This window comes from Pseudomonas sp. GW822-FHT06D10 (assembly GCF_058799535.1).
In genome coordinates this window covers 33,623-56,652 of record NZ_JBXALN010000011.1, presented here as the reverse complement: position 1 = coordinate 56,652, position 23,030 = coordinate 33,623, and the positions used below count along the sequence as shown (strand labels likewise).

The following is a 23,030-nucleotide window of genomic DNA, read 5'->3' as shown; positions in this document are numbered from 1 at the left end:
GCTTACCCTCGCGACCTTTTGCGACCGACAGCCCCATGACGCTCCTCGCCAAACCCGAACTCCTGGCCCCCGCCGGCACCCTGAAGAACATGCGCTACGCCTTCGCCTATGGCGCCGACGCGGTGTACGCCGGCCAGCCGCGCTACAGCCTGCGGGTACGCAACAACGAATTCGACCATGCCAACCTGGCCCTCGGCATCCGCGAGGCCCAGGCCCAGGGCAAGCGCTTCTACGTGGTGGTCAACATCGCCCCACACAATGCCAAGCTCAAGACCTTCCTCAAGGACCTGGCGCCGGTGATCGAGATGGCCCCGGATGCGCTGATCATGTCCGACCCGGGGCTGATCATGCTGGTACGCCGGCACTTCCCGCAGATGCCGATCCACCTCTCGGTGCAGGCCAACACGGTGAACTGGGCCAGCGTCGAGTTCTGGCAACAGCAGGGCCTGACCCGGATCATCCTGTCCCGGGAACTGTCCCTGGAGGAGATCGAGGAAATCCGCCAGCAGGTGCCGGGCATGGAGCTGGAAGTCTTCGTCCACGGGGCGCTGTGCATGGCCTACTCCGGGCGTTGCCTGCTGTCGGGCTACATGAACAAGCGCGATGCCAACCAGGGCACCTGCACCAATGCCTGCCGCTGGAAATACAGCGCCCAGGCGGCCACCGAGAACGCCGTGGGCGACATCGTGCAAAGCTACCAGCCGGAGCCGACCCTGGGCCTGGGCGCCCCCACCGACCAGGTGTTCCTGCTGCAGGAAGCCAATCGCCCGAGCGAGCTGATGCCGGCCTTCGAGGACGAGCACGGCACCTACATCATGAACGCCAAGGACCTGCGGGCGGTGCAGCACGTGGAGCGCCTGACCCGCATGGGCGTGCACTCGCTGAAGATCGAGGGGCGCACCAAGTCGCACTTCTATTGCGCACGCACCACCCAGGTCTATCGCCGGGCCATCGACGATGCCGCCGCTGGCCGCGAGTTCGACCGCCAGTTGATGAGCGATCTGGAGTCCCTGGCCCAGCGCGGCTACACCGAGGGTTTCCTGCGCCGGCATGTGCATGACGAGTATCAGAACTACCAGAACGGCAGCTCGGTGTCGGAGCGCCAGCAGTTCGTCGGTGAATTGACCGGCGAACGCCGCGACCGCCTGGCCGAAGTGAAGGTGAAAAACCGTTTCGCCCTGGGCGATCACATGGAACTGATGACCCCTCGGGGCAACTTCCACTTCGACCTGCACCAGTTGCAGAACGCCAAGGGCGAAGCCATCGAAGTGGCGCCAGGTGACGGCCATACGGTGTACCTGCCGATCCCTGATCAGGTGGACCTGCGCTTTGGCCTGCTGATGCGCGATATCAGCGCCTGAGCCGTGCAGGTGACACCCTGATGTAGCTGCTGACGGGGGCTGTGGGACCTTCTGGTAGGCTGCCTAAAGGCCGCCACGCAAGGCCCTTCGGGCCTTTTCGCAGCCTCGCAGGCTCGGCAGCGGCTACACCAGCCCCGGCGCCCCTCAGATACGGAATTGCCCCACCAGCCGCCCCAGGCGCTGGCCCAGGTCCGCCAGGCTGCGGGAAGTCTGGGCGCCGCGCTGGGTTTCATCAGCCACACTGTCCACCGCCACGGCAATCTGATGCACGCTGCGATTGATCTCCTCGGCCACCGCAGTCTGTTCTTCCGCCGCACTGGCAATCTGCGCGTTCATCGAATTGATGGTGCCGATCAACTGGGCCATGGTGTCCAGCGACGCCCCGGCTTCGTTGGCCTTCACCGAGGTGCCGTCGCCCGCATCGCTGGAACGGCGCATGGCGTCCACCGCCACCCGGGTGCCCTGCTGCAGGCGGTCGATCATGCCCTGGATTTCCTGAGTGCTCTGCTGGGTGCGGCTGGCCAGGGCCCGTACTTCGTCGGCCACCACCGCAAAACCGCGCCCGGCCTCCCCGGCCCGAGCCGCTTCGATGGCGGCGTTCAGGGCCAGCAGGTTGGTCTGCTCGGCGATCGAGCGGATCACGTCCAGCACGCTGACAATCGACGTCACGTCCTGCTGCAGGCTGTCCAGGGAAGTGCCGCTGTTGCGGATATCGCTGACCAGCGCATGGATCTGCTGGATGCTGCCATCCACCACACGCTTGGCCGCCTGGCCCTCTTCATCGGTCTGCTGGGCGGCAACGGCTGCGCCCTGGGCACTGCGGGCCACCTCATGGGCCGCGGAAGACATTTCGTTGATCGCCGTGGCCACCTGATCGGTCTCGTGGCGCTGGCGCTCCATGGCCTGTTCCGAACGCTGGGCCTGATCCGAGACCTGGGTCACCAGCTCGGTGAGCTGGCCGGTCATCTCGGTGATCTGGCGCACTAGGCCGTGGATCTTGTCGACAAAGCGGTTGAACGAGCCGGCCAACTGCCCCAGTTCGTCCTGGCTGGTAATGGCCAGGCGCCGAGTCAGGTCGCCCTCGCCGGCGGCGATATCGTCGAGGTTGGCTTTCATCAGGTTCAGCGGGCGCAGCATGGTGTTGGCCACCAGCATGCCCAGGGCGGCGATCACCACCAGCACCACCGCGGCGATCCCGAGGATGCTCAGGACCATGCCTTCCATGCGCTGGTTGACGCTGCTCTGCACTGCGGCGACCTGGGCATCGATGCCATCGAGGTTGACCGAGGTGCCCAGCACCATGTCCCACTTGGGCAGGTACTCGGTGTAGCCCAGCTTGGGCACCAGCACGTCGCTGCCCGGCTGGGTCGAGCTGTATTGCACATAGTGGCTGCCGTCCTTGCCGACCCGCACCAGCTCGCGGTTGACGTACACACCATTGGGGTCGCGGTTGTCCTTGAAGCTCTTGCCCACGCCGTCCGGGCTGTTGCCCTTGAACAGGCGCACAGTCTCGGAGTCGTAGCCGAAGAAGTAGCCGTCCTTGCCATAGCTGATATTGGACAGCAGCTTGACCACTTCGGCCCGGGCGGCCTGATCGCCCTGCGCCGCCGCATCGTAGAGCGGCTTGACGGTAGTCAGCGCGACTTCCACATAACTCTGCAGGGTGGCCTTGGCTTCAGTCAGCAGCCGGTTGCGGGTTTCCTCGACTTCCTTCTGTGCCTGCTGGCGCAGCATGAGCACGGTGCTCAGGCTGATCACCAGGGCGAACAGCAGTACCGGGAGTACTGCCAGGGACAGGACTTTGGCCTTCAGGCTCAAGCGCATAGGGGGCTCACTCTTGGTTTTTTATTGGCGTGATATGCCGTTAACGGCACGCCAAAAAAAAAGTTGAGCCTGAACCCCTAGGAGCCGGCTTGCCGGCGAAGGGGCCCTCGAGCCTTGCACCGAGCTTGCCGATGCCTTCGCTGGCAAGCCAGCTCCTACGACAACCCCCGACGTCTACGAGAGCGAGATGATCAGAGGACCATGGCCGCCACCCAGCCAAAGGCCAGCAGCGGCAGGTTGTAGTGCAGGAAGGTCGGAACCACGGTGTCCCAGATGTGGTGGTGCTGGCCGTCGATATTCAGGCCCGAGGTCGGTCCCAGGGTCGAGTCCGAGGCCGGCGAACCGGCATCGCCCAGGGCACCGGCGGTGCCGACGATGCAGACGATGGCCAGCGGGCTGAAGCCCAGTTGCACACACAAAGGCACGAAGATCGCCGCGAGGATCGGCACCGTGGAGAACGACGAGCCGATGCCCATGGTCACCAGCAGGCCCACCAGCAGCATCAGCAAGGCGCCCACGCCCTTGCTGTGGCCGATCCAGGCCGCCGAGGCCTGGACCAGGGAATTGACCTCGCCGGTGGCCTTCATCACTTCGGCGAACCCCGAGGCGGCGATCATGATGAAGCCGATCATGGCCATCATCTTCATGCCTTCGGTGAACAGCTCGTCAGTCTCGCGCCAGCGCACGATGCCCGACACCGAGAAAATCAGAAAACCGCACAAGGCACCGATAATCATCGAGTCCAGCAGCAGCTGGATCACGAACGCCGCGACTATGGCCGCCGCGGCCACCAGCAGGGTCCGCGGGTTGTACTGCACCGCCACCTGCTCGACCTTCTCGATGCGGTCCAGGTCATAGACGCGCTTCTTGCGGTAGCTGAAGAACGCCAGCAGCAAGCCGCAAAGCATGCCCAGGGCGGGAATGCCCATGGCGTGGGTGACGTTGACCTGGCTGATATCGACGCCGCTGCGGGCCACGTTGGCCAGGAGGATTTCGTTGAGGAAGATGTTGCCGAAACCCACCGGCAGGAACATGTAGGGGGTGATCAGGCCGAAGGTGATCACACAGGCGATCAGCCGGCGATCCAGTTGCAGCTTGGTCAGCACATACAGCAGCGGCGGCACCAGCAGCGGAATGAAGGCAATGTGGATCGGCAGGATGTTCTGCGAGGCAATCGCCACCACCCACAGCAGGCCGATCAGCAGCCACTTGACCTGGCCGCCGCCGTTGGCGTCCTGCCGGTCCACCAGCAACAGGATCTTGTCCGCCAACGCGTGGGCCAGCCCGGATTTGGCAATCGCCACGGCGAAAGCACCGAGCAAGGCGTAGGACATGGCCACGGTGGCACCGCCCCCCAGGCCGCTATTGAAGGCCTTGAGCGTGGCCTCGATGCCCAGGCCGCCGGCCAGGCCGCCCACCAGGGCGCCAATGATCAGGGCGATCACTACATGCACGCGGGACAGGCTGAGCACCAGCATTACGCCAACCGCGGCAATTACTGCGTTAATCATCGTTACCTCATTACTGCGCCGCTAAAAATGGCGCAAAAGCCTGTGACCGACCGGAAGGCAGCGGGCTGCCGACATCGAAATGAAAGAGGTTCTTATTAGGGGGGCGCACTTTGCAGCAGCCGACCCGGCTTGTCAAAATCCCGCACCCCGCCGCCCGCAGGAGCGGGCTTGCTCGTAAAGCCCCCAAGACCAACCCCGTACCCGTGGCGAGGGAGCTTGCCCGCACCGGGCTGCACAGCAGCCCCAGCGCCTCGCGGTTTATTTCGAACAAGCGTTTAAAGAACGCCATTGGTCGGCCGCTACAGTGCAAAGTCTCAGATATTTATCGAATAAAGGACGTCTCCATGTCGCTCAGACAACTTTCCATCCAATGGAAAATCACCTTGCTGGCCGGACTCTGCCTGTTGGGCATCGTGTCGCTGTTGGTGGGGCTTTCGCTGTATCGCATGGAGCACAGCTCCGAGCTGGTGAAGGCCTCGAGCATGGAGATGCTCAACGAAGCCGCCCAGGCGCGGATCGAGGCTCAGGGTGAAGTCCAGGCACTGGGGATCCGCCAGCAATTCATGGACGCCTATCAATACGGCCACGGCTTCTCGCGCCAGGTGCTGTTCCTGCGGGAACAGGCCGAGAAACGCTTCCTCGACGCCTTCGACCTGCGCGAGGACCTGACCCGCCAGGTCAAGTCGGCGCTGCAGGCCAACCCCGACTTGCTGGGCCTGTCCCTGGTGTTCGAAGCCAACGCCCTGGACGGCAAGGACGAGTTGTTCGGCGGCCAGAGCGAACTGGGCAGCAACGAAAAGGGCCGCTTCGCCCTGTACTGGTCCCAACCCACCCCGGGCAAGCTGACCTCCATGTCACTGCCCGAAAGCGACATGAGCGACACCCGCACCGGCCCCAGCGGCCAGCCGGCCAACGCCTGGTTCACCTGCCCGCGCAGCACCCTCAAGCCCTGCGTGATCGAACCCTACTTCTATGACATCGACGGCCAGAAGGTGCTGATGACCAGCATCGTCTTCCCGCTGATGGTGGACGGCAAAGTCATCGCTTCGCTGTCGGTGGACATCAACCTCAACAGCCTCCAGGCCATCAGTCAGAGCGCCAGCAAGCGCCTCTATGCCGGCCAGACCAACGTCAGCATCCTGAGCCCGGTGGGCCTGCTGGCCGGCTACAGCCCGGACGCCAGCAAGCTCAGCCAGCGCCTGGACAGCGTCGACACCACCAACGGCGCCGAGCTGATCCGCCTGCTGGCCAACAGCACCCAGACCCAGAGCCTGCACAGCAACCGTGAACTCAAGGTGCTGGCGCCCTTCACCCCGATCCCCGGTGGCAAGGCCTGGGGCGTACTGCTGGATGTTCCGGAAAAAGTCCTGGTAGGCCCGGCCGAAGCCCTGAAAAGCGAGCTGGATGCGCGCAACAACAGCGGCACCCTGATCGAGCTCGGCCTGGGCCTGCTGGCCGCGGTGGTGGGCCTGTTGCTGGTGTGGCTGATGGCCCGCAGCGTGACCCGGCCGATCCTCGGCGTGGCCCACATGCTCGAAGACATCGCCAGCGGCGAAGGCGACCTGACCCGACGCCTGGCCTACGACAAGCAGGACGAACTGGGTCAGTTGGCCGGCTGGTTCAACCGCTTTCTGGACAAGCTGCAGCCGATCATCGCCGAGGTAAAACGCTCGGTGCAGGATGCTCGCGGCACCGCCGACCAGTCTTCGGCCATCGCCACCCAGACCAGCGCCGGCATGGAGCAGCAGTATCGCCAGGTGGACCAGGTGGCCACCGCTTCCCATGAAATGAGCGCCACCGCCCAAGACGTGGCCCGCAGCGCGGCCCAGGCCGCCCAGGCCGCGCGGGATGCCGACCAGGCCACCCGCCAGGGCCTGAACGTGATCGACCACACCACCCGCAGCATCGACTTGCTGGCCGCCGACATGAGCGCCGCCATGACCCAGGTCGAAGGCCTGGCCGCCAACAGCGAGCAGATCGGCACGGTACTGGAAGTGATCCGCTCGATTGCCGAGCAGACCAACCTGCTGGCCTTGAACGCGGCCATCGAAGCCGCTCGCGCCGGGGAAGCCGGCCGCGGCTTCGCGGTGGTGGCCGATGAGGTGCGCAACCTGGCCCAGCGCACCCAGGAGTCGGTGGAAGAAACCCGCCAGGTGATCGAGCAACTGCAGAACGGCACGCGGGAGGTGGTGGGTTCGATGAACAACAGCCATCGCCAGGCCCAGGGCAGCGTCGAACAAGTGGGCCAGGCGGTCACCGCCCTGCGCCAGATCGGCGATGCGGTAACCGTGATCAGCGACATGAACCTGCAGATCGCCAGCGCCGCCGAACAGCAGAGCGCGGTGGCCGAAGAGATCAACAGCAACGTGGCGACCATTCGCGATGTCACCGAATCGCTGTCGGAGCAGGCCAATGAATCGGCGCGGGTCAGCCAGTCGCTCAACAGCCTGGCCAACCAGCAACAGAGCCTGATGGACCAGTTCCGCGTCTGACCCGGCTGCCGCAGGCTGCGATAGCCGCCCTTGAGGACGCCAAAGGCCCTTCGGGCCTTGTCGCAGCCTTGCCGTGGCTCGGCAGCGGCTACAGGTCGGGGCCGAGCCGTCTGGTGTAGCCGCTACCGCAGGCTGCGGACGGTCTTTCCGGCACTGCGTCGCAGGGACGCAACGCTCCAGAGAGCGCCAGGGTTCGACGCTTGATCGACAGCCGCCACGGGCGCCGAACCTGGCGCCCGGCAAGTTCAGCGCCTGGGCAACTCGATCTCTACCCGCAAGCCGCCCCACTCGCTTTCCCCCAGGTTCAGGGTTCCACCGCAGGCGTCGACGATGTCGCGCACGATGCCCAGGCCCAGCCCGTGGCCGTGGGTCTGTTCATCCAGGCGCGTGCCCCGGCCGAATACCTCATCGCGCCGCGCTTCGGGAATGCCCGGGCCGTCGTCGTCCACCGCCAGGCAGAAGCCCTGCGGCCGCTCTTCCACGCTCAGGCGCACCTGGGCATCCGCCCATTTGCAGGCGTTGTCCAGCAGGTTGCCCAAGAGCTCCAGCAGGTCTTCCCGGTCCCAGGGCAGGCGCAGCCCCGGTGGCGCCTGGTAGCTCAGTTCCAGGTGCTGGCCATGGATCATGTTCAAGGTCGCCAGGAGCCCCGGCAGCTCGGCATCGCACTCGAACAGCACCCCGGGCAGCGCATCCCCCGCCAGCCGCGCACGGTTGAGTTCGCGATTGAGGCGCTGCTGCACCTGCTCCAACTGTTCCTGGAGCATCCTGCGCACCTCGGGGTGGCCGTCGAGCCTGGGGCTCGACGCCAGGCTCAGGAGCACCGCCAACGGGGTCTTCAAGGCATGGCCCAGGTTGCCCAGGGCATTGCGGGAACGGTTGAGGCTGTCTTCGGTATGGGCCAGCAAGTGGTTGATCTGCGCCACCAGGGGCTCCAGCTCCACCGGCACCTGGGCATCCAGTTGCGAACGCTGGCCCTGTTGCAACTGGGCGATCTGCTCGCGGGCGGTTTCCAGCGGGCGCAGGGCGCGGCGCACGGTCAGGCGTTGCAGCAGCAGGATCAGCAGCAGCCCGGCCAGCCCCAGCCCGAGGCCGATCTGGCGCATGCGCTGGAAGCTTTCACGCACCGGGGTGTAGTCCTGGGCCACGCTGATGGAGATCGACTGCCCGAGGCGCTTGTAGTCGCTGCGCAGCACCAGCAGTTGCTGGCCCTCCGGCCCCAGTTGCAGGTTGCCCTGCAGGCCGGCGCGCTCCAGTTGCGGCAGTTCCTGGTCCCACAGTGAGCGCGAGCGCCAGTGCACATCGGCAAAATCGATACGGAAATAGTGCCCGGAAAACGGCCGCTGGTAGGCCGGCGACAGACGTCGTTCATCCAGCTGCAGCCCCTGAGGGCCGCGCACCAGGGCCAGCAGCAGGCTCTCGCTGTCGTTGCGCAGGCCGGATTCCAGGTAGCGTTGCAGGCCCACCTCGAACAGCCAGAGGCTGGTCTGCGCCAGCACCAGCCCGACCACCACCATCACCGTGATCAGGCCCAGGCTCAGGCGGCGCTGGATCGATCTCACGAAGTGGTTCCGCCGAACAGATAACCCTGGCCGCGGCGGGTTTCGATCACACTGCGGCCCAGCTTGCGCCGCAGGTGGTTGACGTGAACTTCAAGGACGTTGGAATCGCGCTCGGTTTCACCGTCGTAGAGGTGTTCGGCCAGGTGGCTTTTGGACAGGATCTGCTGCGGGTGCAGCATGAAATAGCGCAACAGGCGGAACTCCGCGGCGGTCAGCAAGACATCCTGGCCGTCGCGGACCACACATTGCCGGCCCTCGTCCAGGTGTAGCCCGGCGGCCTGCAGGGTCTGCTGGTTGGCCTGGCCATGGGAGCGGCGCAGCAGGGCCTGGACCCGCAGGTGCAGCTCTTCGGGATGGAACGGTTTGCTCAGGTAATCGTCGGCGCCGGCCTTGAGCCCCTCGATGCGCTCGGCCCAGGAGCCGCGGGCGGTGAGGACCAGCACCGGCGTTGCCAGGCCATCGGCGCGCCACTTTCGCAGCACCTCCAGGCCCGGCACCCCGGGCAGGCCGAGGTCGAGGATGATCAGGTCATAGGGTTCGCTGGCGCCCTGGTACAGCGCGTCGCGGCCGTCGGCCAGCCAGTCCACGGCGTAGCCCTGGCGGTTCAGGCCTTCAAGCAGTTCATCGGCCAGGGATACGTGGTCTTCCACCACAAGCAGGCGCATCAGTCGTCTTCCTCATCTTTCAACAAACGCCCGGTGGCGGCTTCCAGGTCCAGCTCGCGAACCACCCCGTCCACGGTCAACAGCTCGACTTCATAGATGTACACATCGTGCTTTTCTTCCAGCTCGGCCTCCAGCAGCTTGGCCCCGGGGTAACGGTCCATGGCCTGCTTGAGCAGTTGCTCCAGGGGCAGGATCACCCCTTGCTGGCGCAGGCGCAGGGCCTCGTCCTGGTCCAGGTCGCGGGCCATGGCCAGGGAGCAGAACAGCAGCAGCGCCAGGGCTGCACGGCTGCCGGCGGTGCGCAGAGTGCGGTTCATTAGGTGTCCTGATGATCCTTGAGTACCTGGCCGCTCACGGCGTCCAGTTCCAGGTCCCATTCCAGCCCCTGCGGGTCGCGCAGTTCAACCTGGTAGATGTACTTGCCGTACTCTTCTTCCAGCTCGGTTTCACTGATGCTCGCTCCAGGATGCCGGGACAGGGCCGTGGCATTGAGTTTTTCAAAGGACACAATGGTACCAGCGTCGCGCAGTCTCAGGGCTTCGTCCGGCCCCAGGTCGCGGGCGTGGGCCAGGCTGGCGGTCAGGGCGACAAGGCTGGCGCCGAACAGCGCGGCAAGGGTCTTCATGGCAGTTCTCCAAAGTCGGTGGCCAAAGGCCGATGCCGCAGACCATACCCAAGGCAACTTAATTGAAACTGAATGGCCAGCATGGCCCCCGACATAAGTTTCACTCGGCCCCCGGCTCCTGGGTTCTCTATACTCGGCGGCTGATTCAAGAGTGAGCCCGGTATGACCGCCATCCATATCAAGTTTCCCGCCCTGACCCTCAAGGCCGGTCCCCGCGCCCTGGCCCGCATCCGCCAGCAAGGCCTGCACCCCCGTGAAGTCGGCACCTTGCCCGGCGCCGCCGGCGGCCCCAAGGCCCTGGGCATCCAGGGCCTGGACCTGGCGCTGTTCGGTGAATGGCTGCCATCGGCGCCCCGGGAACGCTCGCTGATCGGCGCCTCGGTGGGTTCCTGGCGCTTCGCCAGCGCCTGCCTGCCGGACGCCGCCGAAGGCATCCGCCGCCTCGGCCAGTTGTACAACGCCCAGAGCTTTGCCAAGGGCGTGACCATGGCGCAGATCAGCCAGAGCTCCCGGCGCATGCTCGAGGACCTGCTGGAGGGCCGCGACGCTTCGATCCTCGACAACCCTCACTACCGGCTGAACATCATGGTGGTCAAAAGCCACGGCCTGCTCGCCGACGACCATCGCGGGCGCCTCGGCCTGGGGCTGTCCTCGGTGATCGCCGACAATCTGCGGGGCCGCGCGCGCCTGGCCCGGCACTTCGAGCGCCTGGTACTGCACGACCCGCGCCTGGCCCCGCCCTTGCACACCCTGGAAGACTTCCCCTCGCGCTTCGTGCCCCTGGACCGCGGCAACCTGCGCCAGGCGCTGCTGGCCTCGGGCTCGATCCCCATGGTCATGCAGGGCGTGCGCGAACTGCCCGGCGCCGGGGCCGGCACCTTCCGCGACGGCGGCCTGCTGGACTACCACCTGGACCTGCCCTACAGCGGCAGCGACATCGTGCTCTACCCGCACTTCACCGACCGGGTGATCCCCGGCTGGTTCGACAAGACCCTGCCCTGGCGCCGGGCCAGCCCCGAACGCCTGCGGGACGTCTTGCTGCTGGCGCCGTCGAAGGAATACCTGGCGCGCCTGCCCTACGGCAAACTGCCGGACCGCAACGACTTCAAGCGCTTCATGGGCGATGACGCCGGCCGGCAAAAATACTGGCGCAGCGCCATGGACGAAAGCCGGCGCCTGGGGGACGAGTTCCTCGAACTGGCGGCGCAGAATCGCCTGGGCGAACGCCTGCAAAGCCTGTGAGGCTGCCCCAGGCCGCGCACTGACCCTTTAGTCAGGGTTTTTCCGCAAGCGCCGGGGCAAGCTGATAAACTCGCCGCCTGCCTCAACTCGCCCCCGGGCGATAGCCATCTGACAGAGCTGACCGACACTGTGGAAATCTTCAAAGAATTTACCTTCGAATCCGCCCACCGCCTGCCTTTCGTGCCCGAGGGCCACAAGTGCGGCCGCCTCCATGGCCACTCGTTCAAGGTGGCGATCCACCTCAGTGGCGAGGTCGACGCACACACCGGCTGGATCCGCGACTTCTCGGAAATCAAGGCAATCTTCAAGCCGCTGTACGAGCGCCTGGACCACAACTACCTGAACGACATTCCCGGCCTGGAAAACCCCACCAGCGAAGTCCTGGCCAAATGGATCTGGAATGAGCTCAAGCCCCTGCTGCCGGAGCTGAGTGCGATCCGCATCCACGAAACCTGCACCAGCGGCTGCATCTACCGCGGCGAATAAGCCCGCCGAAGAAACCACCCCACGGGGTGGTTTTTTTATGCCTATGATTGCCCCACCCCGCCGTTACCCGAGCACTCGCGCCCATGCCGCCGACCATTCGCCCCGCTGCCCTGCCCGACCTCGCCGCCATCGAAGGCATCGCCAAGCGCGCCTATGCGCCCTATATCGCGCGGATCGGCCGGGAACCGGCGCCCATGCTCGAAGACTATTCGTGCCTGGTGCTGGCCCGGCAGGTCTGGGTCCTGGAGGAGCAGCAGGCAATCGCCGGTTTCGTTGTCCTGCTGGACGCCCATCAAGCCCTGCTGCTGGACAACCTGGCGGTCCACCCCGAGGCCCAGGGCCGGGGCCATGGCCGGCAACTGCTGGCCTTTGCCGAACAACAGGCCGTGGCCGCCGGTCACAGTTGCGTGCGCCTGTACACCAACGCAGCCATGAGCGAGAACATCGCCCTGTACAGCCGCCACGGCTACGTGGAAACCCACCGCGCCGTGGAGCACGGCCTGTACCGGGTGTACATGAGCAAGCCACTGGACTGAACCCAGGAGCCCTCTCCATGCCCCCCCGTATCTACCTCGCCGGCTTCGATGTGTTTCGCGCCGACGCCCCGGCCCATGGCGAATACCTCAAGCAACTGTGCAGCGCCCAGGGCCTGCACGGCCTGTTTCCCCTGGATAACCAGGCGCCACCTCGCCTCACGCCAGAAGCCACCGCACAGTGGATCTACCGGCAGAACCTGCAGATGATCCGCGGCTGCGATGCATTGCTGGCCAACCTGAATGACTTTCGCGGCCTGGAGCCGGATTCCGGCACCGCCTTCGAAGTGGGCGCGGCGGTCGCCCTGGGCAAACCGGTGTGGGCCTACTTCGAAGGCCCCGCCACCCTGCGCCGGCAGGTGCCCCACGATCACGCCGGGCGCGACGCCCAGGGCTTTGCGGTGGAGGACTTCAACCTGCCGCGCAACCTGATGCTGGCCTGCAGCTGGAGCGGCCGCAGCAGCAGCGTGGAAGCCGCCATCTTCGACCTCGGGTGCTGGCTGAGCGCTTCCCCTCCATCGGGCTGAGATAGCCGGCAACGTCACTTTCTGCCGAAAACGACCACCCCGGACAAAAGCCTTGTCTTGTCGCGAAAGCCGATGTTATGTTTCTAACACGAGATACAAAAATGAAACACAAATAACATTTCCAGCGAACGCCCGGCGAGATGGTCATGGACAAGAACAGTTTCCAAGTCACCCTGGAACAGCAGTTTGCAAGCCTGACCCCCACCGGCAAGCGCATCGCCACCTACCTGCTGGCCAACCTCCAGCAGTTGCCCTTCGAGACCGCCGACAGCATCGCCCAGCAAGCCGGCACCACGGGGATTTCCGTGGGGCGCTTCCTGCGCTCGCTGGGCTATCGCAACCTGGATGACGTCAAGCAAGGCCTGCGCGGCGATGCCCCGGCCTCCTGGCTGATCACCGATCGGCTCGGCGCCTTTCGCAGCGAAGCCCATCAGGACGATGCCCTGGAGCGTTCGATGCATCGCGAGATCGAGGCCATCCAGCATGTCTATGGCCTGGCCCGCAGCCAGCCCTTCGCCGCCATCGTGCAACAGATCGTCGAGGCCGACGCGGTGTTCATCATCGGCATCCAGTCGACCCGGGGCATCCTCAACGCCTTCCACAGCCACCTGGAATACATCCGGCCCAAGGTCTACTACGTGGACGGGCTTTCAGGCATCTACGCCGAGACCCTGAACTCCGGCTTTGCCAAGCCCTACGCGATCATCTCCGACTTTCGCGCCTACTCCAGCATCACCCAGACCTTCTGCGAAGTGGCCAATGCCAACGCCCTGCCCCTGGCCCTGGTCACCGACCTGCAGTGCCCCTGGGCCCGGGACTACCCGCTGGACCTGCTGCAACTGAAAACCGATGTCGGCCAGTTCTGGGATTCCCTCGCGCCCCTGACCTGCCTGTTCAACCTGATGGTGTCCGCCGTGGCCGAGGGCTATGGCGAGCGCCTGGACCAGCGCCTGGCCAAGAACCGACAGTTGCAGGAAGCCTTCGGCCAGTTCGAGTCCTGACCTTCAAGCGTTAACCCAGATGGAGTGAGTGAGTGAACAACAGCCCCCTTGTCGAAATCGACGCCCAGCGCCATCAGCTTCAGATCGACCTGATCTACGCCGGCGCCGACAACCTGGCCGGCCAGGTGATCTATCGCAACGCCCGCTGCCTGCTGCACAAGGACGCCGCCGCCTGCCTGTACAAGGCCAGCCAGCTGGCACGCATGGCCGGCCTGGGCCTGCGCATCTACGACGCCTACCGCCCGGCCTACGCCCAGCACCTGCTGTGGCAGGCCCTGCCCAACCCGGACTACGTGCGCGACCCGCGCCTGGGCTCGCACCACACCCGGGGCGTGGCCGTGGACCTGACCCTGGTGGATGAAACCGGCGAGCCGCTGGACATGGGCACCGCCTTCGACGCCATGGAGCCCAAGTCGCACCAGTTCTACAGCGACCTGCCGCCCCAGGTGCAGCGCAACCGCCTGATGCTGCTGGGGATCATGCTCAGCGCCGGCTTCGAGGCCATCCCCACCGAGTGGTGGCACTACGAGCTGCCCAACGCCGAGGACTTTCCCCTGATCCAGGAGCACGACCAGCCCTTCGAACACTGATTTCCCGCTCCCCACCGGCCACAACAACAGGCAGCTAACTGCCCCAAGCCGGTCCTACTGCAACACTGCTTCAGCAACAACTGCCCGGTTATAGCTTTTATAAAAAACCTGACGAACTTCCCAACATCGAATGATCAAGGAAACCGGCATGACCCCTAACCGCAATCACCCTGATGTGCGTCTGTCCACCCGTGTCGCCCTGTCCCTGCTGTGCGCCGCCCTGAGCCTGGGCGCGTGGCAGGCAGCCAGCGCCGCCGCGCCCAAGGACACCCTGATGATCGGCAAGGCCGCCGACCCGCAGACCCTCGACCCCGCCGTGACCATCGACAACAACGACTGGGCCGTGACCTACCCGGCCTACCAGAAGCTGGTGACCTACAAGGTCGAGAACGGCAAGGGCAGCACCGAAGTCCAGGGCGACCTGGCCGAGAGCTGGAGCACCTCCGCCGACAACCTGACCTGGGATTTCAAGCTCAAGCCGGGCAACAAGTTCGACGACGGCAAGCCGGTGGACGCCGCCGCGGTGAAGTTCTCCTTCGACCGCCTGATGCAGCTCAAGCAAGGCCCGTCCGGCGCCTTCCCGGATGACATGAGCGTGGCCGTGGTCGACCCGCTGACCGTGCGCTTCACCCTGAAGAAACCCTACGCGCCCTTCCTCTACACCCTGGCCCACAACGGCGGCGGCATCATCAACCCGGACGTGGCCAACAAGGGCGAGGACGTCAACGCCTACCTCTCGACCCACACCGCCGGCTCCGGGGCCTTCCGCCTGAGCAACTGGCAGAAGGGCCAGGCGCTGACGCTGGAACCCAACAGCTATTACGCCGGCCCCAAGCCGAGCCTGAACAAGGTGGTGATCAAGATCATCAGCGAGGCCTCGGTGCGCCGCCTGCAACTGGAACGCGGCGACCTGGACATCATCGAGGACATGCCCGAAGACCAGCTCGGCACCCTGGCCGGCAAGCCAGGCATCGTGATCCAGACCTTCCCCTCGCTGCGGGTCAACTACCTGTACCTGAACAACCAGCGTGCGCCCCTGGACAACGTCGAAGCGCGCCAGGCACTGGTCCAGGCCATCGACTACAAGGGCATCGTCGACGGCATCCTCAAGGGCCAGGCCAAGCTGATGAACGGGCCGATCCCCGACGGCATGTGGGCCCACGATTCGAGCCTGCCGCTGATGCAGCAGAACCTCGACGGCGCCAAGGCCAGCCTGGCCAAGGTCCCGCAGAAAATCAGCAACCTGACCTACCTCTACTCGGACAAGGACGCCAACTGGGAGTCCATCGGACTGACCCTGCAAGCGGGCCTGGCGCCCCTGGGCATCAACCTGAAGATGGAGAAGCTGGCCAACGCCACCATGCGCGAACGGGTGGGCAAGGGCGACTACGACGTGGCCATCGGCTCCTGGAGCCCGGACTTCGCCGACCCCTACATGTTCATGAACTTCTGGTTCGACTCCAGCCTGCAGGGCTTGCCGGGCAACCGCTCGTTCTACAGCAACCCCGAGGTGGACAGCCTGATCCGCGATGCCGCGGCCACCAACGACACCGCCAAGCGCATCGAGCTGTACCAGAAAGCGCAGAAGATCGTCCTCAAGGACAACGTCTACGCCTACCTGTACCAGAAGAACTACAGCCTGCCGATGCGCGATTCGGTGAAGGGCTACGTGTTCCACCCGATGCTGGAACAGGTGTTCAACATCGCCGAAATCAGCAAGTAGGACCGGCCCTGCGTTCCCCGTCGCCGGCCCCTGAAACGGGGTGGCGCCGGGTTGCCGTGTCCCCGGCGAGGGGCCGTCGTGCCCCCTGCCGTTCGTCAAGCGTTAACGAGGTTGCCTCATGGCCTTCCTGAATATGTTGCGCAAACGCCTGCTCGGCCTGTTGCTGGTCGTGGTCGGGGTTTCGCTGATTACCTTCACCATCTCGCACCTGATTCCCGGTGACCCGGCGCGGCTGATCGCCGGCGACCGGGCCAGCGATGCCATCGTGCAGAACATCCGCCACCAGCTGGGCCTGGACCTGCCGCTGTACCAGCAGTACGGGCGCTACATGCTCGACCTGCTGCACGGCGACCTGGGCACCTCGATCCGCACCAGCCGCCCGGTTCTGGAGGACCTGCAGAGCTTCTTCCCGGCAACCCTGGAGCTGGCCCTGGCCGCCCTGCTGCTGTCGGTGCTGGTGGGGGTGCCGCTGGGGGTGCTGTCGGCGGTCTATCACAACCGCTTCATCGACCAGATCGCCCGCACCCTGGCGGTCACCGGCATTTCCACCCCGGCGTTCTGGCTGGGGCTGGGGCTGATCGTGCTGTTCTACGGCCACCTGGGCTGGCTGCCCGGCAGCGGGCGCCTGGACGAAGGCCTGGAGCCGCCGCCCACGGTCAGCGGCTTCTACCTGATCGACTCGCTGCTGGCAGGGGACATCCCACTGTTCCTCAATGCCCTGCAGCACCTGATCCTGCCGGCAGTGACCCTGGGCTTCGTCAACCTCGGGGTGGTGGCGCGGCAGATCCGCTCGGCCATGCTCGACCAACTGGGCGAAGACTACATCCGCACCGCCCGGGCCTACGGCCTGTCGCGCTGGGCGGTGATCCTGCGCCACGCCCTGCCCAACGCCCTGATCCCCTCGGTGACGGTGCTCGGCCTGACCCTGGGCGATTTGCTGTACGGCGCGGTACTGACCGAGACGGTATTCGCCTGGCCGGGGATGGGCGCCTACGTGGTGAAGTCGATCCAGGCCCTGGATTTCCCGGCGGTGATGGGCTTCGCGATCCTGGTGTCGTTCATTTATGTGCTGCTGAACATGGCGATCGACCTGCTGTACCGGGTGATCGATCCGCGCATTGGCGAGGTAAGTTGAGATGTCCGCTCCCTTGAACATTCCCCTGCCACAACCCACCGCCCAGTCCAGCGGCTGGCGCACCCGCCTGGCCTACCTGGGCTACCGCGTGCGGCAAAGCCCGCTGACCATCGCCGGGCTGTGCATGACCCTGCTGGTGCTGCTGTGCATGGCCTTCGCCCCCTGGCTGTCGAGCCATGATCCCAATGCCCTGAACCTGGCCCAACGCCTGGCCGCCCCCAGCGCCGCCCATTGGTTCGGCACCGACGAAGTGGGCCGCGACCTGTTCAGCCGGGTGCTCCATGGCAGCCGCCAGTCGGTGGGCGTGGGCCTGTTCGTGGCCTTCGCCTCGTGCCTGGCCGGGGGCCTGTTGGGCTGCCTGTCGGGGATCATCGGCGGGCGCTTCGACAGCCTGATCATGCGCCTGATGGACATCATGCTCTCGGTGCCATCGCTGGTGCTGATCATGGCCCTGGCCGCCGCCCTGGGCCCGAGCCTGTTCAACGCCATGCTGGCGATCACCCTGGTGCGCATTCCGTTCTATGTGCGCCTGGCCCGGGGCCAGGCCCTGAGCATCCGCCAGATGGGCTACGTCAAGGCGGCGCAGACCTACGGCGCCGGGCGCTGGCACATCGTCAGCTGGCACGTGGGGCGCAACGCCATGCCGCCGCTGCTGGTGCAACTGAGCCTGGACATCGGCAGCGCCATCCTCATGGCCTCGGCCCTGGGCTTCATTGGCCTGGGTGCGCAGCAGCCCACCGCCGAATGGGGGGCGATGGTGGCCACCGGGCGCAACTTCATCCTCGACAACTGGTGGTACTCGACCTTTCCCGGGCTGGCGATCCTGTTCACCGCCACCGGTTTCAACCTGCTGGGTGACGGCATCCGTGACCTGCTCGATCCACGACAACAGGGGAAATGACCATGAGCTCATCCGCCGTTCTCAACATCGACAACCTGAGCCTGGAATTCCCCGCCTACCGCAGCAATGTGCAGGCCCTCAACGGCGTCTCGTTGCACGTCAACCCGGGGGAAATCGTCGGCGTGGTCGGCGAATCCGGCTCGGGCAAGTCGGTGACCGCCATGCTCAGCCTGCGGCTGCTGCCCGAGCGCAGCTACCGCATCACCTCCGGCAGCCTCAGCCTGCTGGGCCGCGACATGCTCGCCACCCCGGAAAAACAGCTGCTGCAGATCCGCGGCCGCGATGCGGCGATGATCTTCCAGGAGCCGATGACCGCCCTCAACCCGACCCGGCGCATCGGCCGGCAGATGCTCGACGTGATCATCCATCACCAGCGCCTGAGCCAGGAACAGGCCCGGGCCAAGGCCATCGACCTGCTGCGCGACATGCACATCGCCGACCCCGAGCAGGTGCTCCAGGCCTACCCCTTCGAGCTGTCCGGAGGCATGCGCCAGCGGGTGATGATCGCCCTGGCGTTTTCCTGCGACCCGCAGTTGCTGATCGCCGACGAGCCCACCACCGCCCTGGACGTCACGGTGCAGCGCCAGGTGCTGCTGTTGCTGCGCGAGAAAGCCCGGCAACGGGGCACCGCGATCCTCCTGATCACCCACGACATGGCGGTGGTCTCGCAGTTCTGCGACCGGGTCTATGTGATGTACACCGGCGCCGTGGTGGAGCAAGGCAGTACTGCCCAGGTCATGCTCGACCCGCAACACCCCTACACCCGCGGCCTGCTCAGCGGCCTGCCGGAGCAAGTGCGCCCCGGCGAGCCGCTGCTGACCATTCCCGGGCAGGTGCCCAACCTTGCTCACCTGCCCGGCGGCTGCACCTTCCGCGAGCGCTGCAGCCAGGCCATGGCGGTGTGTGCCCAACGGCCGCCGCTGCATTCGATCAACGCCAGCCAGCAGCACAAGAGCGCCTGCTGGCTGGCTGCCCCGGAGTCCGCCCAATGAATGCTTCGCAACCCCGGGCCGGCAGCGAGCCGCTGCTGCGCCTCAACGATGTACAGGTGCGCTTTCCCCTGAGCAACGACTGGCTGGGCCGGCCGCGGGCCTTCGCCCATGCCCTGAACGGCATCGACCTGGAGCTGCGCCCCGGGGAAACCCTGGGCATCGTCGGCGAATCCGGCTGCGGCAAGAGCACCCTGGCGCAACTGCTCATGGGCCTGGTCAAGCCCAGCAGCGGCGACCTGCGCTGGGCCTACGCCAGCGACCGAGAGCGCCACAGCCACGTGCAGATCGTGTTCCAGGACCCGCAGTCGTCCCTCGACCCGCGCCTGCCGATCTGGAAGATCATCACCGAGCCGCTGTTCGCCCTGGGCAACACCCCGGTGGCGCACATGCGTGAGATCGCCGCCAAGGTGGCGCAGCAGGTAGGCATCCGCGGCGAATACCTGGAGCGCTACCCGCACCAGTTCTCCGGCGGCCAGCGCCAGCGCATCGCCATTGCCCGGGCCCTGGCGTCGAACCCGGACATCATCGTCCTCGACGAGCCGACCTCGGCCCTGGACATCTCGGTGCAGGCGCAGATCCTCAACCTGCTGGCGGACCTGCAACGCAGCCGCGGCCTGACCTTCGTGCTGATCTCGCACAACGTCTCGGTGGTCCGGCACATGGCCGACCGGGTGGCAGTGATGTACCTGGGGCAGATCGTGGAGCTGGGCAGCGCCGAACAGGTGCTGGAGCGCCCGCGCCACCCTTACACCCAATTACTGCTGGATGCGGTGCCGCGCCTGGGCGCCCCCCTGGCGGACAGCCAGCTCTCGGCGCCCACCGAACTGCCGGGCAATCGCAAGCTGCCCGCCGGCTGTTTCTTCTTCGACCGCTGCAGCCGCCGCGGCCCGGGCTGCGAGCTGCCGCAACAGCTGCTGGGCGATGCGACGCAGCAAGTGCGTTGCCATCGGCAACAGCTCACCGGGTGATCCCACCGCGCCACGCCGCCGACCACGGCGTGGTGCTTGCTCCCGGCGCGCCCAGGGCTTAAAACAAGCGCCTTCTCTCTGACGTTGCAGGAACCTCTCTCATGGAAAGCAGCTGGCTGACCCACGCCAAACGCCTGCAAGCCATCGCCTCCACCGGCCTGCATTTTTGCCGCGACGTGCATGATCGCGAGCGCTACCAGGAAGTCGCCGAGATCGCCCACGACATGCTCGCGCAGCTGGGCAACGTGCCCCTGGAGCGCATCAACGAACTGGTCTCGGACTTCGCCCAGCGCTACTCGACGCCGATGGTGGAAGTGCGCGGCGCGCTGATCGAGGACGGCAAGATCCTCCTGGTGCGCGAGCAGCACGACGGCCTCTGGGCCCTGCCCGGGGGCTACGCCGATGTGGGCCTGTCGGCGGCGCAGAACATCATCAAGGAAATCCGCGAAGAAGCCGGGCTGCAGGTTTCGGTGCGCCAGCTGTACGGCCTGCGGCACAAGGCCAAGGGGCCCTACAAGCCCGATCACCGGGACTTCTACAAGCTCTACTTCCTCTGCGAACGGCAAGACGCCGAGGCCCCGATGGCCGGCAGCGAAACCAGCGACGCGGCGTTCTTCGCCCCGGACCAGTTGCCGCCGCTGTCCCAGGGACGCACCGTGGAACGGGATATCCAGGAGGCCTTCGACTTCCACGAAGGCCGGCGCAGCGTGGCCCTCTTCGACTGAGCGTGACGGCGCCGATGTAAAGCACCCTTGACATTAAAAAGCGCCCCACCTAATGTAAAGGACACTTTACTAAAAGGAGATCGCCCATGGGCACCAAACGCTATTTCAGGGAATTCGGCCTGGCCTTGCTGGCCTACATCGCCTGCGTGCTGCTGAGCAGCCACTGGATGGCGGACATGAACCCGGGCCCGGGCAAGATCGCCCTGGCCCTGGTGCCGGTGATCCCCATGGTGGCCATGGCCCTGGCGGTGGTGCGCCAGTTGCGACGCATGGACGAACTGGCCCGGCGCATCCAGCTCGAAGCCCTGGGCCTGTCCTTTGTCTGCACCGCGCTGATCACCTTCAGCTACGGCTTCCTGGAAACCGCCGGCCTGCCCCGGCTCTCGATGTTCTACGTATGGCCCGTGATGGGCCTGGTCTGGGCCCTGGCCACGGTGGCCGGCGTGCGGCGCTACCGATGAACAACCAACTGCGCGAACTGCGCACCCGGCAAGGCTGGTCCCAGGCCGAACTGGCCACCCGCCTCGAGGTGTCACGGCAGACGGTGAATGCCATCGAGACCGGGCGCTACGACCCCAGCCTGCCCCTGGCGTTCAAGATTGCCCGGGCCTTCCAGTTGCCCATCGAAAGCATTTTCAGCCCCGACGAGGACTGAACCGCCGGTGAACCAATCTGGCCCAAGGGTGCACCGCTTTCGCCCCCGGGCCACAGGCACCCGGTGCAGGGGCACGGGCATCGGCTATAACTGCTGGGGCGCCCGGCCCTGCCGTCAAGGATTGGCACGGCGCCTGCAACAGCGTGGCATCACTGCGACCAGGGACAGGCCCATGACCCAGCACGAACCCGGCAACGACTACCCCTTGAGCGAAGTTCCGCAGCACGCCCGCAAGGGCCTGGCCTCCATGGCCATGGTGCTGCTGGGCTTCACCTTCTTCACTGCCACCATGTTCGCCGGCGGCAAGCTGGGGGTGGCCTTCGACTTCACCACCCTGCTGGTGGTGATCCTCGTCGGCAACCTGCTGCTGGGGATCTACGCCGCCAGCCTCGGCTACATCGCCTTCAAGAGCGGGCTGAACACGGTGCTGATGGGGCGCTTCTGCTTCGGCGAACGGGGCAGCAAGCTCAGCGACCTGATCCTGGGTTTCACCCAGATCGGCTGGTACGCCTGGGGCACCGCCACCGCCGCGGTGGTGCTGGGCAAGTATTTCCAGCTGGATCCGGGTGCGGTACTGGGGCTGATGCTGCTGTTCGGCATGGCCTTCTGCGCCACCGCCTACATCGGTTATCGCGGCCTGGAGATCCTGTCCTGGATCGCGGTGCCGGCCATGGGCCTGCTGTTGCTGCTGTCGATGTGGGTGGCCACCCGGCAGGTCGGCGGCCTCGACGGTTTGCTGAGGGTCACGCCAAGCGCCAGCCTGGACCTTTCCAGCGCCATCACCCTGGTGTTCGGCACCTTCGTCAGCGGCGCCACCCAGGCCACCAACTGGACCCGTTTTTCCCGCTCGGCGCGGGTGGCGGTGAGCGCCAGCCTGATCGGCTTCTTTATCGGCAACGGCCTGATGGTGCTGATCGGTGCCTACGGCGCCATCGTCTACCAGCAGCCGGACGTGGTCGAAGTGCTGCTGCTCCAGGGTTTTGCCATGGCGGCCATGGCCATGCTGCTGTTGAACATCTGGAGCACCCAGGACAACACCATCTACAACTTCGCCGTGGCCGGCTGCAACCTGTTGCGCACCGACCGGCGCAAGACCGTGACCCTGGTGGGCGCGCTGATCGGCACCCTGCTGGCGATGCTCGGCATGTACGACCTGCTGGTGCCCTACCTGATCCTGCTGGGTACGGTGATTCCGCCGATTGGCGGGGTGATCATGGCGGACTTCTTCTACCGCTGGCGCGGCCGCTACCCGCGCCTGGCCGACAGCCAGTTGCCGGCCTGGAACTGGCCGGGCCTGGCCGCCTATGGCCTGGGCACCCTGGCGGCCTTCTGCTCGCCCTGGGTCGCGCCGCTGGTGGGCATCGGCGTGGCCAGCCTGAGCTATGTCCTGCTCAGCGCCTGGCTCGGCGCCCGCACCAGCGCCACCCTCGACGCCCGGGCCTGAACCCGGGCCTTGCCCTCCCGGCGCGTTCAGGGTCTATCATGACCCGCCCCGAACCACTTGCCTGCTTCGAC

The 23,030-nt window shown here is 65.9% G+C and carries 23 protein-coding genes and 1 pseudogene; 18 read left to right on the top strand and 6 right to left on the bottom strand.

What is annotated here, in order from left to right; all coding sequences use genetic code 11:
• Positions 1-35: 35 nt before the first annotated feature.
• Positions 36-1,361 carry a prephenate-dependent tRNA uridine(34) hydroxylase TrhP gene (gene trhP / locus AC1RL5_RS28940; RefSeq protein WP_072452648.1) on the top strand — a complete coding sequence of 442 codons (1,326 nt, stop codon included), beginning with the start codon at positions 36-38 and terminating at the stop codon, positions 1,359-1,361.
• Between the two features lie 144 nt (positions 1,362-1,505).
• Here trhP and ctpM read toward each other — a convergent pair whose 3' ends face one another.
• Both ctpM and AC1RL5_RS28930 read right to left on the bottom strand, forming a co-directional pair.
• The gene (ctpM, locus tag AC1RL5_RS28935; protein WP_011062295.1) at positions 1,506-3,185 is read right to left on the bottom strand and encodes a methyl-accepting chemotaxis protein CtpM; all 1,680 of its coding nucleotides are present in this window, start codon (positions 3,183-3,185) and stop codon (positions 1,506-1,508) included.
• A gap of 191 nt (positions 3,186-3,376) precedes the next feature.
• Positions 3,377-4,693 (bottom strand): Na+/H+ antiporter family protein, encoded by a 1,317-nt coding sequence (locus tag AC1RL5_RS28930; protein WP_170866353.1) that lies wholly within the window; start codon positions 4,691-4,693, stop codon positions 3,377-3,379.
• Positions 4,694-5,040: 347 nt separating this feature from the next.
• Between AC1RL5_RS28930 and AC1RL5_RS28925 the strand changes: the two are divergent.
• A pseudogene (locus AC1RL5_RS28925) lies at positions 5,041-6,330 on the top strand (cache domain-containing protein); the annotation flags it as partial.
• A 102-nt stretch (positions 6,331-6,432) separates the two neighbouring features.
• Entirely contained in the window at positions 6,433-7,188 is a 756-nt protein-coding gene (locus AC1RL5_RS28920) for a methyl-accepting chemotaxis protein (protein ID WP_373870541.1), read from the top strand.
• Positions 7,189-7,433: 245 nt separating this feature from the next.
• On the opposite strand, the gene AC1RL5_RS28915 is transcribed toward AC1RL5_RS28920, so the two are convergent.
• Genes AC1RL5_RS28915 through AC1RL5_RS28900 form a run of 4 tightly spaced genes read right to left on the bottom strand, consistent with a single transcriptional unit; the run spans position 7,434 to position 10,037 of the window.
• Positions 7,434-8,747 carry a sensor histidine kinase gene (locus tag AC1RL5_RS28915; protein WP_072452642.1) on the bottom strand — a complete coding sequence of 438 codons (1,314 nt, stop codon included), beginning with the start codon at positions 8,745-8,747 and terminating at the stop codon, positions 7,434-7,436.
• Positions 8,744-9,412, bottom strand: coding sequence for a response regulator transcription factor (locus tag AC1RL5_RS28910; protein ID WP_041119167.1), 669 nt, complete (start codon positions 9,410-9,412; stop codon positions 8,744-8,746). The genes AC1RL5_RS28915 and AC1RL5_RS28910 overlap by 4 nt, the downstream gene beginning before the upstream one ends.
• A complete protein-coding gene (locus AC1RL5_RS28905; RefSeq protein WP_011062300.1) occupies positions 9,412-9,729 on the bottom strand; it encodes a PepSY domain-containing protein in 318 nt (105 codons plus the stop codon). The genes AC1RL5_RS28910 and AC1RL5_RS28905 overlap by 1 nt, the downstream gene beginning before the upstream one ends.
• Positions 9,729-10,037 (bottom strand): PepSY domain-containing protein, encoded by a 309-nt coding sequence (locus AC1RL5_RS28900; protein ID WP_011062301.1) that lies wholly within the window; start codon positions 10,035-10,037, stop codon positions 9,729-9,731. Before AC1RL5_RS28900 ends, AC1RL5_RS28905 begins: the two co-directional genes overlap by 1 nt.
• 162 nt (positions 10,038-10,199) lie before the next feature.
• Between AC1RL5_RS28900 and AC1RL5_RS28895 the strand changes: the two genes are divergently transcribed.
• From AC1RL5_RS28895 to codB, 15 genes are all read left to right on the top strand, one after another.
• Positions 10,200-11,279: a patatin-like phospholipase domain-containing protein gene (locus tag AC1RL5_RS28895; RefSeq protein WP_072452640.1), complete on the top strand. Its 1,080-nt coding sequence runs from the start codon at positions 10,200-10,202 to the stop codon at positions 11,277-11,279.
• Between the two features lie 129 nt (positions 11,280-11,408).
• The gene (gene queD, locus AC1RL5_RS28890) at positions 11,409-11,765 is read left to right on the top strand and encodes a 6-carboxytetrahydropterin synthase QueD (protein ID WP_011062303.1); all 357 of its coding nucleotides are present in this window, start codon (positions 11,409-11,411) and stop codon (positions 11,763-11,765) included.
• 83 nt (positions 11,766-11,848) lie between these two features.
• A complete protein-coding gene (locus AC1RL5_RS28885; RefSeq protein ID WP_492589986.1) occupies positions 11,849-12,301 on the top strand; it encodes a GNAT family N-acetyltransferase in 453 nt (150 codons plus the stop codon).
• 17 nt (positions 12,302-12,318) lie between these two features.
• Entirely contained in the window at positions 12,319-12,825 is a 507-nt protein-coding gene (locus AC1RL5_RS28880) for a nucleoside 2-deoxyribosyltransferase (RefSeq protein WP_011062305.1), read from the top strand.
• A gap of 140 nt (positions 12,826-12,965) precedes the next feature.
• Entirely contained in the window at positions 12,966-13,826 is an 861-nt protein-coding gene (locus AC1RL5_RS28875) for a MurR/RpiR family transcriptional regulator (protein WP_015636369.1), read from the top strand.
• 32 nt (positions 13,827-13,858) lie between these two features.
• Positions 13,859-14,416 carry a D-alanyl-D-alanine dipeptidase gene (gene ddpX / locus AC1RL5_RS28870; protein WP_011062307.1) on the top strand — a complete coding sequence of 186 codons (558 nt, stop codon included), beginning with the start codon at positions 13,859-13,861 and terminating at the stop codon, positions 14,414-14,416.
• 148 nt (positions 14,417-14,564) lie between these two features.
• A complete protein-coding gene (locus AC1RL5_RS28865; RefSeq protein WP_492589984.1) occupies positions 14,565-16,139 on the top strand; it encodes an ABC transporter substrate-binding protein in 1,575 nt (524 codons plus the stop codon).
• A 118-nt stretch (positions 16,140-16,257) separates the two neighbouring features.
• Entirely contained in the window at positions 16,258-17,274 is a 1,017-nt protein-coding gene (locus tag AC1RL5_RS28860) for an ABC transporter permease (protein ID WP_011062309.1), read from the top strand.
• 1 nt (position 17,275) lies between these two features.
• Positions 17,276-18,175, top strand: a complete 900-nt coding sequence (ddpC, locus tag AC1RL5_RS28855) for a D,D-dipeptide ABC transporter permease (protein ID WP_207240004.1) — start codon at positions 17,276-17,278, stop codon at positions 18,173-18,175.
• Positions 18,172-19,167, top strand: coding sequence for an ABC transporter ATP-binding protein (locus AC1RL5_RS28850; protein WP_011062311.1), 996 nt, complete (start codon positions 18,172-18,174; stop codon positions 19,165-19,167). Before ddpC ends, AC1RL5_RS28850 begins: the two co-directional genes overlap by 4 nt.
• On the top strand, positions 19,164-20,135 hold the full coding sequence (locus tag AC1RL5_RS28845) for an oligopeptide/dipeptide ABC transporter ATP-binding protein (protein ID WP_093409452.1): 972 nt from the start codon (positions 19,164-19,166) through the stop codon (positions 20,133-20,135). Before AC1RL5_RS28850 ends, AC1RL5_RS28845 begins: the two co-directional genes overlap by 4 nt.
• A 101-nt stretch (positions 20,136-20,236) precedes the next feature.
• Positions 20,237-20,860, top strand: a complete 624-nt coding sequence (locus AC1RL5_RS28840; RefSeq protein ID WP_011062313.1) for an NUDIX hydrolase — start codon at positions 20,237-20,239, stop codon at positions 20,858-20,860.
• Positions 20,861-20,946: 86 nt separating this feature from the next.
• Positions 20,947-21,321 (top strand): hypothetical protein, encoded by a 375-nt coding sequence (locus AC1RL5_RS28835; RefSeq protein ID WP_207240003.1) that lies wholly within the window; start codon positions 20,947-20,949, stop codon positions 21,319-21,321.
• Entirely contained in the window at positions 21,318-21,515 is a 198-nt protein-coding gene (locus tag AC1RL5_RS28830; RefSeq protein ID WP_015636377.1) for a helix-turn-helix transcriptional regulator, read from the top strand. The genes AC1RL5_RS28835 and AC1RL5_RS28830 overlap by 4 nt, the downstream gene beginning before the upstream one ends.
• Positions 21,516-21,687: 172 nt before the next feature.
• Positions 21,688-22,959 (top strand): cytosine permease, encoded by a 1,272-nt coding sequence (gene codB / locus AC1RL5_RS28825; RefSeq protein ID WP_072452625.1) that lies wholly within the window; start codon positions 21,688-21,690, stop codon positions 22,957-22,959.
• Positions 22,960-23,030 lie beyond the last annotated feature (71 nt).